General features: G+C 71.1%; 18 protein-coding genes. 3 read left to right on the plus strand and 15 right to left on the minus strand.

The window, feature by feature from the left end:
* Positions 1-3: 3 nt before the first annotated feature.
* From N0B31_RS18420 to N0B31_RS18470, 11 genes are all read right to left on the minus strand, one after another.
* Positions 4-522, minus strand: coding sequence for a hypothetical protein (locus N0B31_RS18420; RefSeq protein ID WP_260593075.1), 519 nt, complete (start codon positions 520-522; stop codon positions 4-6).
* 41 nt (positions 523-563) lie between these two features.
* Positions 564-1511: an ornithine carbamoyltransferase gene (gene argF, locus N0B31_RS18425; protein ID WP_260593076.1), complete on the minus strand. Its 948-nt coding sequence runs from the start codon at positions 1509-1511 to the stop codon at positions 564-566.
* Complete coding sequence (locus tag N0B31_RS18430) at positions 1508-2572, minus strand: [LysW]-lysine hydrolase (protein WP_260593077.1); 1065 nt, start codon at positions 2570-2572, stop codon at positions 1508-1510. Before N0B31_RS18430 ends, argF begins: the two co-directional genes overlap by 4 nt.
* On the minus strand, positions 2569-3705 hold the full coding sequence (locus N0B31_RS18435; RefSeq protein ID WP_260593078.1) for an aspartate aminotransferase family protein: 1137 nt from the start codon (positions 3703-3705) through the stop codon (positions 2569-2571). The genes N0B31_RS18430 and N0B31_RS18435 overlap by 4 nt, the downstream gene beginning before the upstream one ends.
* Positions 3698-4525 (minus strand): acetylglutamate/acetylaminoadipate kinase, encoded by an 828-nt coding sequence (locus N0B31_RS18440; protein WP_260593079.1) that lies wholly within the window; start codon positions 4523-4525, stop codon positions 3698-3700. Before N0B31_RS18440 ends, N0B31_RS18435 begins: the two co-directional genes overlap by 8 nt.
* An 80-nt stretch (positions 4526-4605) precedes the next feature.
* Positions 4606-5643 carry an N-acetyl-gamma-glutamyl-phosphate reductase gene (argC, locus tag N0B31_RS18445; RefSeq protein WP_260593080.1) on the minus strand — a complete coding sequence of 346 codons (1038 nt, stop codon included), beginning with the start codon at positions 5641-5643 and terminating at the stop codon, positions 4606-4608.
* Positions 5640-6518, minus strand: coding sequence for a lysine biosynthesis protein LysX (gene lysX / locus N0B31_RS18450; RefSeq protein WP_260593081.1), 879 nt, complete (start codon positions 6516-6518; stop codon positions 5640-5642). Before lysX ends, argC begins: the two co-directional genes overlap by 4 nt.
* Positions 6519-6553: 35 nt before the next feature.
* Positions 6554-6718 carry a lysine biosynthesis protein LysW gene (lysW, locus tag N0B31_RS18455; RefSeq protein WP_260593082.1) on the minus strand — a complete coding sequence of 55 codons (165 nt, stop codon included), beginning with the start codon at positions 6716-6718 and terminating at the stop codon, positions 6554-6556.
* A gap of 209 nt (positions 6719-6927) precedes the next feature.
* Entirely contained in the window at positions 6928-8382 is a 1455-nt protein-coding gene (gene argH / locus N0B31_RS18460) for an argininosuccinate lyase (protein ID WP_260593083.1), read from the minus strand.
* 4 nt (positions 8383-8386) lie between these two features.
* Entirely contained in the window at positions 8387-9640 is a 1254-nt protein-coding gene (locus N0B31_RS18465; protein ID WP_260593084.1) for an argininosuccinate synthase, read from the minus strand.
* Between the two features lie 287 nt (positions 9641-9927).
* Positions 9928-10620 (minus strand): DUF7345 domain-containing protein, encoded by a 693-nt coding sequence (locus N0B31_RS18470; RefSeq protein ID WP_260593085.1) that lies wholly within the window; start codon positions 10618-10620, stop codon positions 9928-9930.
* Positions 10621-10716: 96 nt separating this feature from the next.
* Between N0B31_RS18470 and N0B31_RS18475 the strand changes: the two genes are divergently transcribed.
* Genes N0B31_RS18475 through N0B31_RS18485 form a run of 3 tightly spaced genes read left to right on the plus strand, consistent with a single transcriptional unit; the run spans position 10717 to position 12883 of the window.
* Positions 10717-10911: a DUF7554 family protein gene (locus N0B31_RS18475; protein ID WP_260593086.1), complete on the plus strand. Its 195-nt coding sequence runs from the start codon at positions 10717-10719 to the stop codon at positions 10909-10911.
* 55 nt (positions 10912-10966) lie between these two features.
* Complete coding sequence (locus N0B31_RS18480; protein WP_368389200.1) at positions 10967-11452, plus strand: 2'-5' RNA ligase family protein; 486 nt, start codon at positions 10967-10969, stop codon at positions 11450-11452.
* Positions 11453-11494: 42 nt separating this feature from the next.
* A complete protein-coding gene (locus N0B31_RS18485; RefSeq protein WP_260593087.1) occupies positions 11495-12883 on the plus strand; it encodes a phosphohexomutase domain-containing protein in 1389 nt (462 codons plus the stop codon).
* Position 12884: 1 nt separating this feature from the next.
* Here N0B31_RS18485 and N0B31_RS18490 read toward each other — a convergent pair whose 3' ends face one another.
* Genes N0B31_RS18490 through N0B31_RS18505 form a run of 4 tightly spaced genes read right to left on the minus strand, consistent with a single transcriptional unit; the run spans position 12885 to position 15164 of the window.
* Positions 12885-13235, minus strand: coding sequence for a GNAT family N-acetyltransferase (locus N0B31_RS18490; RefSeq protein ID WP_260593088.1), 351 nt, complete (start codon positions 13233-13235; stop codon positions 12885-12887).
* 43 nt (positions 13236-13278) lie between these two features.
* Entirely contained in the window at positions 13279-13749 is a 471-nt protein-coding gene (locus N0B31_RS18495; protein WP_260593089.1) for an SRPBCC family protein, read from the minus strand.
* Positions 13750-13806: 57 nt separating this feature from the next.
* Complete coding sequence (gene samp2, locus N0B31_RS18500; RefSeq protein WP_260593090.1) at positions 13807-14007, minus strand: ubiquitin-like small modifier protein SAMP2; 201 nt, start codon at positions 14005-14007, stop codon at positions 13807-13809.
* A 53-nt stretch (positions 14008-14060) separates the two neighbouring features.
* The gene (locus N0B31_RS18505) at positions 14061-15164 is read right to left on the minus strand and encodes a bactofilin family protein (RefSeq protein WP_260593091.1); all 1104 of its coding nucleotides are present in this window, start codon (positions 15162-15164) and stop codon (positions 14061-14063) included.
* Between the last annotated feature and the right edge of the window lie 47 nt (positions 15165-15211).

The raw sequence follows: 15211 nt of genomic DNA on the forward strand, positions 1-15211 counted from the left end.
CGGTCACTCCGCCATCGACACCCGCTCCCGGAGGGTCGTGTCCGAATCCACCCGGTAGCGGTAGGTCTGGGTGAACCAGTCGGCGTGCGGGACGGGTGTCGGCGTGTCGGTTCCGTTCCCGGTGTACGACTCGTCCGGCCCGGAGTAGCCCGAACACGTCACGAGCGCCTCGTAGCCGTAGGCCGTCTCGTTCACCGCGTCCACCTCGCACTCGAGGGTGACCTGACTGCGCTCGTTCACCCAGAGTGCGTTGTACGCGTAGCGGTACTCGAAGGCGCGGACGTACTCCCGCACCGACGACTCGTTCAGGGTCGGCGGACGTTCGGGACGTTCCTTCGGGCCGTCGGGGAAGGTGACCGGCTCGCCCGTGAGGTCGGTGACCGGCGTCGCGGTCTGAGTCGGTGACGGGGAGGGCGAGTCGGTCGGTGTCGGCGACCCGCCGCCGAGTGGGCCGCCGAGACACCCGGCGCTCACGGCCACGAGCAGCAGTACCAGCGGGAGGGTGCGGCGGAGGGCGGGCACACGCCGACGGTGCGTGGTGCCGGGTAAGTGTCTTGTGTCGCTCAGACGCCGCGCAGGTACGCGAGCAGCCCCTTCTGGGCGTGCAGGCGGTTCTCGGCCTGGTCCCAGACGATGGAGCCCTCGCTCTCGAGGACGGCGTCGGTGATCTCCTCGCCGCGGTGGGCCGGGAGACAGTGCATCACGTACTGGTCGTCCAGCAGGGCCGTGCTCACCTGGAAGCCGTCGAAGTCCTCCAACTTGGTCGCACGGCGTCCCTCCTGTCCCATCGAGACCCAGACGTCCGTGTAGACCACGTCGGCGCCATCGACGGCCGCCTCGGGGTCGTGGGTCGTCTCCGGTGCGGTGCCGAGTTCGGCGGCCCGTGCCATGTGCTCCTCGCTCACCTCGTACCCCTCGGGGGTGGCCACCGTGAGGTCGATGTCCGTCATCGCCGCGCCGAGGACGAACGACTGGCAGACGTTGTTGCCGTCGCCGACCCACGCCACGTCCACGTCGAAGCCGTCGAAGCGCTCGTGGATGGTCAGCAGGTCCGCGAGCGTCTGGCACGGGTGGGCGTCGTCGGTCAGCCCGTTGACCACGGGCACGTCGGCGTACTCCGCGAGCTCGACGACGTCCGAGTGGTCGAACGTGCGGGCCATGATGGCGTCCACGTACCGCGAGAGGGCGCGGGCGGTGTCCTTCACGGGTTCGCCGTGACCGAGGTGGATGTCGTCCGGGCCGAGGAAGACGGCGTGGCCGCCGAGTTGCGTCATCCCCGTCTCGAAGGAGACGCGGGTGCGCGTCGACGGCTTCTCGAAGATCATCCCGAGCGTCTCGTCCTCCAGCAGGGCGTGGCGCTTGCCCCGGCGCTGGCGCTCCTTCAGGTCAGTGGCCCGCGTCAGCACCTCGTGGAGCTGCTGGCGGGTCAGGTCGTCCACGTCGAGGAAGGCGTCGGGACGTTCGGCGGCGGTGCTGTCGTCGGTGTCGTCGGTGGTGTCGGTGTCGCTCATTGCATCCTCCCGACGGCCGCCTCGAGGACGGCCGTCGCACGGTCGAGTTCGGGCAGCGGCAGGCGTTCGTCCGGCGCGTGGTCGAGGTCCGAGTCACCGGGGCCGTAGGTGACCATCGGGCAGTCCCACGCGCCGGCGTAGATGTTCACGTCGGCGGTGCCGGTCTTGCGCAGCAGGCGCGGTTCGAGGTCGACGCTCCGGACCGCGACCCGGAACGCCCGCGCGAGGTCGGTGCGCGGTGAGGCCATCGTCGGACGCACGCTGTCGTGCCAGTTGACGTGGCCCGTCTGCAGGTAGCCGTCGGCGACCTCCCGGACCTCCTCGCAGGTCATCGACGGCGGTACGCGCAGTTGCACGTCCATCGTCGCCTCCACGGAGAGGCCGTCGTCGCTGGTGCCCCCCTCGATGGAGACGGGTTTGGCGGTCACCTGCTCGAAGACGGGTTCGTACGGGTCGTTCTCGAACTCCGCCTCCACCTTCGACCACCACGCGATGGCGTCCTGGATGGCGTTGTTCTCCGGGCGCGAGGTGTGGCCCGACTGGCTCGTGGCCACGTACGTCCCCGAAAGGATGCCACGGTAGCCCAGCGTGATGCCGTCCACGCCGGAGGGTTCGCCGTTGACGACGGCGTCGGGTGCCTCGCGGTCCTCGACGAGGAAGCGGGCGCCCCGGCTGTCGACCTCCTCGCCGACCACGCCGACGAACGAGACGCCGGTGCGGACGGCCGCGACGGCCATCGCCGCGAGCGGGCCCTTCGCGTCGACGGAGCCGCGGCCCCACAGGGTCGGGACCCCCTCTTCGCTCTCCTCGATGCGCACCGGGATGTCGCCCGGGACGGTGTCGACGTGCGAGGTGAGTAGGACGCTGTCGTCGGCCGGCGCGCGGACGTTCCCGATGTCGTCGAGGAACACCTCGCGGTCGTGGGCCTCGAGGAACTCGACGAGCACCTGGGCGGCGGCGGCCTCCTCGCCCGACGGCGAGGGCGTGGCCACCAGCCGTTCCAGCAGGTCACGCGCCTCGGTGTCGGGTTCGTCGACGGGGGCCGCCGCCGCGTCGCTCACGAGGTGACCACCTCGGTGATGGCGTCGACGGCCTCGTCCGCGTCGCTCTCGGTCAGGGTGAGCGGCGGGAGCAGGCGCACGACCGTGCGGCCCGCGGGGAGCGCCAGGATCTGGTGGTTCAGCGCGAGGTCGCGGAGCATCCGGTTGGCCCCCCGTTTCACCTCGACGCCGACCATCAGCCCGTTGCCGCGCACGTCGCGCACCTCGTCGCCGACGCTGGCCTCGAGTTCGCTGCGGAGGTACTCGCCCACTGCCGCGGCGTTCTCGGCCAGCCCCTCGTCGTGGATGACGTCGAGTGTGGCGTTCGCGGCGGCGCAGATGGCCGGTCCGCCGGAGAACGTCGACCCGTGGGGGCCGGCGTCCTCGGCGACCCACTCCCGGCAGAGCGTGGCGCCGACGGGGAGGCCGTTGGCCAGCCCCTTCGCGGTCGTCAGGATGTCGGGGACCACGTCGTGCGCGTCGCTCGCCCAGAACGACCCGGTGCGGCCGAGGCCGGTCTGGATCTCGTCCATCACCATCGCCGCGCCGTGCTCGGCGGTGGCCTCGCGGACCGCCTGCAGGTACCCGGTGGAGGCAGGGTTGATGCCGCCCTCGCCCTGCAGGGGTTCGAGGATGACCGCCGCCGTCTCGTCGTCGACGGCCTCCCGCATCGCGTCGGCGTCACCGTACGGGACGAACTCCACGCCGTCGATCAGCGGCTCGAACGGCTGCTTGTACTTGTCCTTCCAGGTGCAGGCGAGCGCGCCCATCGTCCGGCCGTGGAAGCCACGCGTGGTGGAGAGTATCTTCGAGCGGCCGGTCGCACTCCGGGCGAACTTCAGGGCCGCCTCGTTCGCCTCCGTGCCGGAGTTACAGAGCCACGTGTAGTCCACGTCGCCCGGCGCGGTGTGCGCGAGCTTCTCGTAGAGCTCGTCGCGCTGGTCGTGCGGGTAGGACGCCTGCACGTAGAACAGCTGTTCGAGCTGTTCCGTCGTGCGCGAGAGCACCTCCGGGTGGCAGTGGCCCGCCGGCGTGCAGGCGTACGACGCGCCGAGGTCGAGGTACTCGGTGCCGTCCTCGGCGTAGAGGCGGACCCCCTCGCCGTGGTCGATGCGGATCGGTTTCTCGGAGAAGACGAAACTGTGGTCACTCATCGGATATCGCCTCGGGGAGGACGTGGGTGCCGCTGCCGTCCAACGCGGCGCTGACGGGCTTCTCGGCGTTCGCGTCGGCGACTATCACCTCGCTCGCACCGCCTTCGAGCGCCTCCGTCGCGGCCATCACCTTGCGGGTCATGAACCCCTCGGCGGCCGCCTCGAGTTCGGCGTAGTCGTCGGTCGTCTCGACACGCTCGATGAGCGTGCTCGCGTCGTCGGGGTCGCGGTAGACGCCCTGCACGTCGGTCAGGGAGACGAGCGTGGCGCCGAGGGCGGCGGCGACGGCCGCGCTCGCCCGGTCCGCGTCGGTGTTGACGGCCACCCCGTCGTCCGCCAGCATCGGCGGGGAGGCGACGGGCGTGTAGCCGTCCGCGAGGAGCGACTCCAGCAGGTCGGCGTTGACCGACTGGATGCGCCCGGAGTGGTCGCCGCGGCGGATCTTCTTCTTGCCGTCTTCGACCACCCGAACGGCGGACTTGCGGGTGCCGGTGAGCAACCCGCCGTCGACGCCCGAGAGGCCGACCGCGTCGGCCCCGGCGTTCCGGAGGCCGGTCACGAGGTCCGTGTTCACGAGGCCCGCCATCGCCATCTTGAACACGTCCATCGTCTCCTCGTCGGTGAACCGACCGACGACACCCGAGGGGGTCTCGACGTACTCCGGTTCCATCCCCATCCGTTCGAGGGTGTCGTCGACCGCGGTGGAGCCACCGTGCACGACGACGACGTCGGTGCCAGCCTCGGCTACCGCGGCGATGTCGGCCAGTGCGCCCTCCGGGTCCACCGCGCGGGCGCCGCCGATCTTGACGACGACCGTCATCTGCGGTGCCTCCGCTTCGAGTGCGCTGTCGTTCGTGTGAAAACTGCGTTCGCTGTCATGGTACTGAAAATCTGCATCTCCTACGGCGCACCGACCGGGTGGAATCCGGTGAACTCGAGGCCGGCCGTCTCCTCCAGCCCGAGCGCGAGGTTCGCGGCGTGGACGGCCTGACCCGCGCTGCCCTTCATCATGTTGTCGATGGCCGAGAACACGACGATGCGGCCGTTGCGCGGGTCGAGTTCGAAGCCGACCTCCGCGAAGTTCGACCCGGCCACCGACTTCGGCTCGGGGTAGCGGTACACGTCGCCGCCCCCGCTGGCCATCCGGACGAACGGTTCGTCGTCGTACTGCTCGCGGTAGGCGCCCCAGAGGTCACCCTTCGTGACGCGCTCGCCGGGGAAGGCGTGGATGGTCGCGCTCGCGCCGCGGATCATGTCCACCGCGTGGACGGTGAACGAGACGCTCGCGCCGAGGTAGGCCTCGATCTCCGCCTCGTGGCGGTGGCCCGTCGGCGCGTAGGGGCGGACGATACCGGAGCGCTCGGCGTGGTGCGAGGCCTTCGAGCCGGTCGCCCCACCCTCCGAGGAGCCGACCTTCACGTCGACGACGAGGCGCTCGTCGCCGGAGAGGACGCCGTGCTCGTAGAGCGGGAGCAGGCCACAGATTGTCGCGGTGGCGTTACAGCCACCCGCGGCGATGAGGTCCGCACCCGCGAGGTTCTCGCGGTTGAGTTCGGGGAGCGCGTACTCCGCCTCCGCGAGCAGTTCGGGGCGCTCGTGGCCGTCGTACCAGTCGTCGTAGTAGTCCTCGCTCGGCAGGCGGAAGTCCGCCGAGAGGTCGACGACGGTGTCGGCCGCGTCGCGGAACTCGTCTATCTGCCCCATCGAGACGCCGTGTGGCGTCGCGGTGAACAGCACGTCCACCGACTCGAGGTCCTCGGGGTCCGAGAACCGCAGGTCGAGGTGCCGGAGGTTCGGGTGGACGTTGCCCACCGTCTTGTTCGTGTACGACCGGGAGGTGGCCTGCACCGGCTCGAACTCGGGGTGGCCGTCGAGCAGGCGGAGCAGTTCGCCGCCCGTGAAGCCCGACCCGCCGACGACGCCCGCGGTGCGCGTCACGCGCTGGCCTCCGGGGTCTCGCCTTCGTACTCGGCGGCCTTCGCCTCCAGCCAGTCGACGACGGCGCCGGGGACGTCCACGTCGGCCACCTCGTTCAGCGCCTTGAACTCGACGGTGTGGTTGACCTCGTGGACGGTGTAGGAGTCACCCGTCTCCATCAGGTCGACGCCGAGCAGGCCGTCGCCGACGGCGGCGCTGGCCTTCCGAACCAGGTCGCGCATCTCGTCGTCCACCTCGATGACCTCCGTCGTGGCGCCCTTCGCGGCGTTGGTGAGCCAGTGGTCCGAGGAGCGGGCCATCGCGGCCACGGGTTCGCCGTCCGTCGCCAGCACGCGGATGTCGCGGCCCGGCTTCTCGACGAACTCCTGGATGTAGAACACCTTGTGCTCGTAGTGGCCGAGCGTCTCCTTGTGTTCGAGGATGGCCTCGGCGGCGTCGCGGGAGTCGATCTTCGCCATCAGGCGGCCCCACGAGCCGACGACCGGCTTGAGCACGCAGGGGTAGCCGAACTCCTCGATGGTCTCGAGGGCGGCCTCCTTGGTGAACGCCACCTCCGTGTTCGGGGTCGGCACCCCGGCGTCCGCGAGGACGAGGCTGTTGCGGGCCTTGTCCGCGCAGATGGCCGCGGTGTCCGGTTCGTTCACCACCGGCAGGTCGTACGCGTCGACGAACCGGGTGATGTAGCGCGAGCGCGAGGTGGCGAGACAGCGGTCGAGCACGAGGTCGACGCCCTCGAAGGAGTCGGGAGCCTCGTGGAGGCCGAACCGTTCCTTGCGGACGTCGATCTTCGTGACCTCGTGGTCCCGGTCGCGCAGCTCGCGCAGCAACAACTTCTCGTCGCGCCGGATGCGCGAGTAGAGCATTCCTACGTTCATCGTGTCCCTCCGATCCCCGCGCCGGCCGTCCTCATCTACTCGCCCCAGTCCTCTTCCAGCTCGGGCGCGGTGTCGAGTTCGAGGGGGTCGGTCCCCAGAACCTCGAGCTCCGCGCCACACGTACCGCAGTCGACTATCTCGCCCGTTTCCACGTCGTCGTGCAGGGTCAGTTCGGCCCCGCACTCGATACACTCTGCCATCGTACCACCCACTCGCACCTTCGGGGACTTAAACGCTTCGAACTTGTCGGATAAATTTAGTTACGCAGACTGCCGTCTCGGGGTCGTTGTCGCAATCTCTGCCGCGAATCCGAAGTCAGTATCGGATTTCTGGTAGTTCGTCCCCGGAGGGGGACGGGAGCCCCGGTGGCCCCCGGGTGTCGGGGGCCAGTTCGGGGGACGGTCGCCGCTCAGACACCGGCGCTCACCTCCGCGAGTCGGTCGGCCGCACCGTCGAGCGAGTCGCGGCGCTCGGCGTGGGCCCCCTCGTCGTCGTCGAGGCCGGTCAGGACCCGCTCCAGTGCGGCCGCCACCGCGTCGGGCGCGGGGCCGCCGAGCGAGTCGCGCGACGCGACGCTCTCGGCGGGGTCGAGGGCAGCCTCGACGGCCTCGCGCTCGACGTACTCGGCGAGCGGTGCGTCGAGCACGTCCTCGGCCGCCGCGTCCAGTGTCTCGTAGTCCGCGCCCTCCTCGGCAGCCACCGCGACTAGCTCGTGCGCCGTGCGGAACGGCACGCCGTGCATCGCCAGCAGGTCCGCGACGCCCGTCGCCGTCGAGAACCCCTGGCCGGCCGCGTCCGCGAGGGTCGCTTCCTGCCACTCCGCGGTGGCCACCGCGCCGGCGGCGACCTCGGTCGCCTCGGTCACGGCGTCGACGGCGGCGAAGGCGTGGTCGTGCGCCCGCTGCAGGTCGCGGTTGTACGCACGCGGCAGGCCCTTGAGCGTCGTGAGCAGGCCGTTCAGCCCGGCGCTCGCGTCGCCCGCACACGCTCGGACCAGTTCCATCGTGTCCGGATTCACCTTCTGGGGCATGATGGACGACGTCGAGGAGTAGTCGTCCGAGAGCTGGACGTACCCCTTGTTCGAGAAGACGACGAGGTCCTCCGCCAGTCCGGAGAGGTGCGTCGCCAGCGAGGCCAGCGCGCTCGTCGCTTCGACGAGGAAATCGCGGGCCGACGAGGCGTCCATCGAGTTCTCGACGACGCCGTCGAACCCGAGCAACTCGGCCACGCGCTCGCGGTCGACGTCGAACGGCGTGCCGGCGAACGCCGCCGCACCGAGCGGCGAGCGGTTCGTCCGGTCGAACGCGTCCAGCAGGCGCGCGGTGTCACGCGCCAGCGCGGACTCGTAGGACAGCAGGTAGTGCGCGACGGTGGTCGGCTGGGCCGGCTGGAGGTGCGTGAACCCCGGCATCACGGTCCGGGTGTGCTCGCTGGCCACCTCGGCGAGCACCTCGCGGGCCTCCAGCGTCGCCGCGATCGCCCCGAGCAGGTCCTCGCGCAGCCGGTAGCGCAGGCAGGTCGCCACCTCGTCGTTGCGCGAGCGAGCGGTGTGCATCTTCCCGCCGACCGGCCCGACACGGTCGATGACGGCCGTCTCGATGGCCGCGTGGACGTCCTCGCCGTCGGGGAGGTCGGCGTGACCCGCCTCCTCCACCGAGTCCAGCGCCGCGAGTATCTCGCGGGCCTCCATCTCGGGCACGATACCCTGCTCGGCGAGCATCACGACGTGGGCGCGGTCCACCGCGAGGTCCGCGTCGAAGATGCGCGCGTCGCTGTCGAGCGAGGAGAGGAACCCACGGGCGGGGCCGCCGCTGAAGCGCTCGCGGCGGACGACGTCGTCGGCGGTGTCCTGCTCCTCGCTCATCGCTCTACTCTGCGTCCTCGGCGTTTCCGCCATCCGTGACGGCCTCCGCGTTCGCCTTCGCCTGAGCGGCCGCGGCCACCTTGTTGGCGAGGCGCTCCTGGAAGCCGTGGTACTTCGCGACGCCCGTCGCGTCGTTCTGCTCGATACCGCCCATCACGTCCTCGGTGTTGAACGAGGCGGCCTCGGCCGAGTAGACGGCGTACGGCGACTCGCGGCCGACGACGCGGGCCTGTCCCCCTTCGAGGCGGATGGTGACCGTGCCGGTGACCTTCGTCTGGGTCTCGTCGATGAACCCCTCCAGCGCGCGGACGAGCGGGGCGTTCACGAGTCCCTCGTAGGCCTTCTCGGCCCACTCCTGGTCGACGTAGTTCTTGAACATCCGCTCCTCCTTCGTCAGGACGAGCGACTCGAGGCCCTCGTGGGCCGAGAGCAGGACCGTCGCGGCCGGGTGCTCGTAGTTCTCGCGCACCTTCAGCCCGAGCATGCGGTCCTCCATCACGTCGGTGCGTCCGACGCCGTAGGCGCCGGCCGTCTCGTTCAGCGTCTCGGTCATCTCGACCGGGTCCATCGCCTCCCCGTCGAGCGAGACGGCGTAGCCGTCCTCGAACCCGATCTCGAGTTCCAGCGTCTCGCTGCCGGGTGCACTCGTCCACGCGTAGATCTCCTCGCCGGGGACGTAGCTGGGCTCCTCGAGCTCCTTGCCCTCGACCGAGCGGCTCCAGAGGTTCGTGTCGATGGACCAGTCGCCCTCGTTGCCCCCCTCGACGGGCAGGTCACGCTCGGCGGCGTACTCCTTCTCCCACGCGCGGGTGAGGCCGAGTTCGCGGATGGGGGCGATGACCTCGAGGTCCGAGTCGCGCCAGACGGCTTCGAACCGGAGCTGGTCGTTCCCCTTCCCGGTACAGCCGTGTGCGATTCCCGTACAGCCCTCCTCCTCGGCGACCTCGAGGATGGCGCTGGCGATGACCGGGCGGGCCATCGCGGTGCCGAGCGGGTAGCCCTGGTACGTGGCGTTCGCGCGGACGCCGTCGAAACAGAGCGCGGCGAACTCCTCCTTCGCGTCGACGACGTGGATATCGAGTCCGAGCGCCTCGGCCGTCTCCTCGGCCTCGGCGAACTCGGGCTCGGGCTGGCCGACGTCGACCGTGACGCCGATGACCTCGTCGTAGCCGTACTCCTCTTTCAGTAGTGGGACGCAGACCGTCGTGTCGAGGCCGCCGCTGAACGCGAGTGCGACCTTCTGGTGTGCTGCTGTCATGTGTGTTGGGTGTGGCGTGTCGCCAACCGGGCGACGTCGTGAGCGTGCGAGCGGACCGTTCGGGGTGGAGTGTTGTGACTGGGCCTACCGGCCCGGTCGCGGTCGTCGCGGAAGGAAGAGTGCGCGGGCGGTGGAGGTCCCGCGGGTCCCGTCGCTGGTCACCGGCCGGCCAGCGAGGGTCGTGTACTCCATGTACGATTGCCTACCCACAGTATCGTATTAAACCCTTTCGCGTTGGCAACACTCGTTGGTGGGGCGTTCACACGCCACTCGATACGGCTCTAGCGCTACCCGTCCCCACGTCGCAGTACCGTGGCCGCCACCAGCCCGGCCGGGACGAGCGCGAACAGCGCCGCCCCCGAGAACGCACCCCAGCCCGCCGGTGTCGGCGTCGGCGTCGGTGGCTGCTCGAACCGCGCGGCGAACCCCGAGAGGTCGCTGCCGTGCCCCCAGAGCGCACTGTTGCGCCGCGCGATGTCCGGAGACGGCCGGAGCGCCCCGCGGACGTACCCCTCCGGCCCGTGGACCACGAGCGTCTCGTTCGCCGCCAGCGCGAACGAGGGGGAGGCGAACGGCTGGGTGAGGACGACGGCCCGCGGTTCGACCCGCGCCAGCCCCGAGACGGGTGCGGTGAGCGTGACGGTGCCGGTACCGTTGGCCGCCGCGAACTCGACGCCAGCGCCGCCCACGGCCGGGTCGCGCTCCGTCGACTCGCGGACCGTCGCCGCCCCGTCCTCGAGCCGGGTGGTGAACGCCTCGACGCGCGCCGCCCGTGCGCTGTCGTTGGTCCGGAGCGACTCGAACCGCTGGCGCTCCGCGGGGACCGAGAGCTCGTACGTGCGCTCGACGGTCAGCGTGGCGTCGCCGTCGCTCTCCAGGGATACCTCGAACGTGTGCCCCGTGTCGTGGACCGCCCCGGCGGGGGCGACGGCGGCCGCGAGCAGACAGGTGAGGGCCAACCACGCCGAGAGCGCTCTCATCGTTTCCCGCTCCGCCCCGCGGAAGATAAGTGCGTCGGGGTTCCGACCACCGAGCGGCCACAGGGGCTTAGTGCTCGCGCCGTGCATCGGCGGACGATGTTACCCAGCACTCCCGGTCGAGGCGACCTGGACGTCGAGGACCTCCTGAAGATCATCCTCGTCCTCGTCGTCATCTACATCGCCATCAACATCGCGTTCGACGTCATCGGCTTCGTGTTCGGGCCGCTCTCGAACATCGTCGGCCTGATAATCGTCGTCCTCATCGTCGCCTACTTCCTCGACTACATCTGACTGGGGCGGCCCGAGAGCGAAACCCACTCGTCGGTCCGATGCCTCTCCCTCGTCAGTGTCCGTGTACAGCCTGAACGTCCCCGTGCCGCCTGCCGTGGGCCGCCTCGCCAGCGGCCTCGCCAGCGAGACGCTCACGGCCGACTGTCGCACCCGCCACAGCCTCGTCGCCAAGCGACTCGGCGAGGAGTGGCGCGTCTCGAAGCAGGTCCGCGAGGCGCTCTCGGGGACGGCCCCGTTCCGCGTGAAGGTGGAGGGCGTCGACGCCTTCCGTCAGCCCACGGCCGGGAAGGGACCGGTCGCCTACCTCGACGTGGAGTCGCAGGGGCTCTGGGACCTCCACTACAGACTCTGCGAGGTGCTCGACCCCATCCCCGAACTGGAGGGCGACGACTACACCCCACACGTCACCATCGCGCGCGGGGGCGACGCCCACCAGCTCATCGGGCGCGACGCGGGGCCCATCGAGTGGACCGTCGAACGGCTGGAGTTCTACGACTCGCACAACCGCGTCACCGTCGAGAGCGTCTCGCTGCCTGCGTAGGGGTCGACCGGTTTTTTCTCCCCTCCCCGCCCACCGTCGGCCATGACCGACGACGCCTCGCTCGACGCCATCGCCTTCGGCACCGACGGCTGGCGCGCCACGCTCGACACCTTCACCGCCCCGCGGGTACGCGCCGTGGGGCAGGCCGTGGCCGACCACCTCGCGGCGGCCGACCTCGGTTCGACCACCGTCGCCGTCGGCTACGACGCCCGCGACTCCTCGCCGGGCTTCGCCACCGACCTCGCCGACGTGCTCACGGCCAACGGCTTCGACGTCCTCGTCCCCGAGCGTGACCTCCCGACGCCGGTCCTCGCGTGGACCGTGAAGGAGCGCGGCCTCGCGGGCGGCCTGATGCTCACTGCGAGCCACAACCCGCCCGAGTACAATGGCGTGAAGTTCCTCCCCGGCGACGGCGCCCCCGCCACGCCCGAGGTGACGGACGACATCGTGGCGAACCTCCGCCACCCCGTCGAGTCCGACGAGACGGGCGAGCGCCGCGAGGTGGACATGGTCGGCCCGTACCTCGACCACGCGCTCGACTTCTGTGGCGACCCGGACTGCTCCGGGCTGCGGGTGGCCTACGACGCGATGCACGGCTCCGGCCGCGACGTGACCGACCGCCTGCTCGAACGCGCCGGGGCCACCGTCGAACGCCTGCGCTGTGACACCGACCCCGAGTTCGGCGGGGTGCCCCCGGAGCCGAAGGCCGACCGCCTCGCTGACCTCGTCGCCCGCGTGGTCGAGGGGGACGCCGACCTCGGCGTCGCCAACGACGGCGACGCCGACAGGGTGGCCGTCGTCACGCCGGAGGGGTACGTCGACGCGAACTTCCTGTACGTCGCGCTCTACGACCACCTGCTCGAAGCCGGGTCCGGGTCGGCGGTCCGGACTGTCTCAACGACGTTCCTCGTCGACCGGGTGGCCGAGGCCCACGGCGAGGCCGTCCACGAGACGGCGGTCGGGTTCAAGTACGTCGCCGACGCGATGCGCGAGCACAGCGCCCTGTTCGGCGGGGAGGAGAGCGGTGGCTTCGGCGTCACCGACCACCTGCTGAACAAGGACGGGGTGCTGGTGGCCCTGCTCGCGGCCCAGGCACACGCCGAACGACCGATACAGGACCGGCTCGCGGACATCCGCGCCGAACACGGCGACGTGGTGCAGGACCGGGTGAGCGTGGACTGCCCGGACGACCGGAAGGCGCCGGTCCTGCGGGCGCTGGGTGACGAACTCCCCGACGAGGTGGCGGGCGTCGCCGTCGAGCGGGTGAACGAGGTGGACGGGTTCAAGGCGCTGCTCGCGGACGAGTCGTGGCTCCTCATGCGTCCCTCCGGCACCGAGCCGAAGTTGCGGGTCTACGCGGAGGCCGAGAGCGAGGCACGGGTCGCGGAGTTGCTCGCGGCCGGCCGGGAACTGGTGGCGCCGCTCGTCTGACTCAGCCCTCGAGAACGCCCCGGTAGCGCCCCGGCTCGTCGGTCTCCCGTACGTCGAACCCGAGCGACTCGTAGAACGGCCGCACGCCCGCGTCGAACGCGGCCACCAGTCGCTCGCGCCGCTCGCCCGCCGCCGCCACGAGCGCCGACCCGACCCCCTTCCCCTGGCGTCGTCGCCTGACCGCCACGGCGTCGATGCGGTCGCCCACGAGGAGGAGTGCGCCCACCACGCTCCCCCGGTCGACGGCCACCAGCAGGGTGCCCTCGTCGACCCGGTCGGTCTCCAGCATCGCCGCGTCCAGCACGTTCAGCGCGGCGTCGCGCTCGTCGGGTCGGGCCTCGCGGACCTGCACAGTCGGGCGAGGGACGACGGCGCCAAGAGCGTTCGGGGCAGGGTCACGCGGTCGCCGTGGCCCGCTCGTGCATCTCTGCCTCGAGGTTCTCGAGCGTCGTCTCGCCGACGCGCTCGAACCGGCCGCGGCCCAGCCGGACGAGCAGTCGCCCCAGCGGGCCGTACCTCGGTTCGTAGTCGAACTGCATCGAGACACGGCTTCGGTCACCGCCGTCCTCCGGGGTCACCTCGAAGGTGCCGCCGAACGACCGGAACAGTCGGCGGTGGACGGGGCTGTTCGGGGCGTCGACGGCGAACGCGTATGCACGGCCGGGGTCGTACCGCGTGCAGGTCTCGTCCCACCACCGGCCGTCGGTGTCGGCACACCGTCGCGGCGCGCCCACGGCCAGTCCCTCGGGGAGGTCGACCTCGCTCAGGTTCGGCGCGGCGTCCCGGAACGCCGCCTGGTCGCGCAGGACATCCCACGCCACGTCGTGCGGGACGGCCACCGTCCGTTCGAAGGTGAGTGTCGCCATAGCTCCCGGACCACGCCCGGCGGCATCAACGGCCGTCGGTCGGGCGTCCCTCGTGCACTAGCCACCCTGCACCAGGCGCAGGAGCCGCACCCGGTCGGCCGCGACGGGAGCGTCCTCGGGGACCGGCGCGTCGTCGACGAGGACGGCGGCCTCGTGCTCGCTGAAGCCGACCGCCCGGATGACGTCACCGTAGACCGCGTCGTCGGGCAGGTCGAGAACGTGGGTCTCCCCGGCGACCACGTCACAGGTCACGCGCATACTGGAGGGACGGCGAACGGGGGAAAGAGGCTACCGGCTCCGGCCGGCTCGGCTCAGGCGGCCGGTGCGCCCTCGTCGGGCGACTCGGTGCCCTCGTCGGCCGCCGGCTCCTCGGGCTGGCCGCGGTAGGTCCGGTACAGCGTCGCCGCGAGCGCCCCCAGCCCGAGGAGGAAGACGACGAGTTCGAACACGCCGCCGATCCACGGGACGCGGACGAGTATCGCGACGACCAGGAGGCCGACGGCGAGCGACGCCCAGCGGTTCTCCACGTCCGCGAGGCGGGTGAGCCACTCGCCGACCGCGATGCGCCCGACGACGGCGCCGACCCACGCCAGCAGGCCGAAGACGGCGAAGCCGACGAGGCTCAGCGGGATGCCGACGATGGTGAGCAACAGGAGCACCAGCACCACGGGGATCCCGACGAGTGCCAGCACCCCGATGCCGCCCGCGGCGAGCGGTTCGGTCCGGGCGTAGCGGGTGACCCGGCCGGTGAACGACGGGAACGCGAGGAGCAGGAACGCCCCGAGCAGGAAGTTCACCACGAGCGCGTAGACCCCCAGCACGAACTCGGGGATCACGGAGGGGACGGGGGCGTCGAAGCCGGGGCCGACGCCGCTCCCGATGGAGCGGTCACGGACGACGGTGCCGTCGACGGCCCCGTCGTTGGTGAACGTCCCGGCGTCGTACCGGAGGTTCCCGGCGACGCGGGCCGTCTCGGTCAGGACGAGCGTCTCGGTCCCGACCGTCACGTCTCCGTCGACGGCACCGGCGAGGGTGACGGACCCGGCGCCGGCGGAGACGTCGCCACCGATACGGCCGGACTCGCCCAGCGTGATGCTCCCGGCCGCGCCGGAGAGGTCGCCCTCGACGACGCCGGCGACCGTGACGGAGCCACCGACGGCGCTCACGCTCCCGGTGACCCGACCACTCTCCGCGACGGTCACGTCGCCGGCGAACGCGTTCAGGTCACCCTGGACGGTCCCCCGCACGAGGACGTCGCCGGCGAAGGCGTCGAGGCCGCCGGTGACGGTCTCGCCCGGGCCGACGACGATGGTACCGCCGGTCCGCGTCTCGGCGGCGACGGCGCCGGGGAGGACACTCAGGACGAGGAACAGTGCCACCAGGACCGCACTCAGCCGTCTGGTGTTTCGGCTCATGGTCGAGGGTACCCCAGCGGGCGTCCTAAACGGTCGTTCAGCGCTCG

The organism is Salinirubellus salinus (genome assembly GCF_025231485.1).
GTDB classification, from domain to species: domain Archaea; phylum Halobacteriota; class Halobacteria; order Halobacteriales; family Haloarculaceae; genus Salinirubellus; species Salinirubellus salinus.